This window comes from Ruegeria sp. AM4, from assembly GCF_056540665.1.
The window spans coordinates 1-626 of the sequence record NZ_JBQFXD010000040.1 but is presented as its reverse complement, the minus strand read 5'-3'; the positions used below and the strand labels follow the sequence as shown (position 1 = coordinate 626).

Genomic DNA, 626 nt, shown 5'->3' with positions numbered 1-626 from the left:
GGCGACGAAGGTGGCCGATATCGGCTGCGGCACCGCAGTTCTGGCCATGGCCGCAGCGCGGGTCTGGCAGGGTGATATCATCGCCAGCGATATTGACCAGGTGGCCGTCGATGTGGCCGAGGCGAACCTGAAAGCCAATGGCATGGCCGGACAGGTGCAGTGTGTCGAGGCGGCGGGGTTCGACCATCCCGACCTGAAAGCACATGCGCCCTACGATCTGATTTTTGCCAACATCCTGAAAGGCCCTCTAGTCGCGTTGGCACCCGAGATCGGGGCGAATCTGAACGCTGGCGGGTATGCGATTCTATCTGGAATCCTGAACGAACAGGCCGATGATGTGGTCTTGGTTTATTCTCAAAACGAGTTCAATCTTACCCAAAGATCCCAGATTGGCGAGTGGACGACGCTAATCTTAAGCAAACAGGGCTAAATTCGGGCCATTTACAGGAGTTTTGTGGATTCCTGCCACTTTTTTGGCGCAATCTCTTTTTACCGTTCAAGCATGGATATCGGGGGCGGTTTGTGGAGGCTGCCATGACTGGAAAACAACTGGAATTTGATCAGCGCATTCATCGCCTGAACAAAAAGCACGCAAAACTCAGCCGAGGCTATCGCGCGACGATGCG

At 55.0% G+C, this 626-nt stretch carries 1 protein-coding gene; it reads left to right on the top strand.

Features of this window, described 5'->3' with window-relative positions; all coding sequences use genetic code 11:
• Window positions 1–430: 50S ribosomal protein L11 methyltransferase (locus tag ACR0JA_RS23655; protein WP_480580424.1), on the top strand; the 430-nt coding region annotated here is incomplete at its 5' end.
• Window positions 431–626 lie beyond the last annotated feature (196 nt).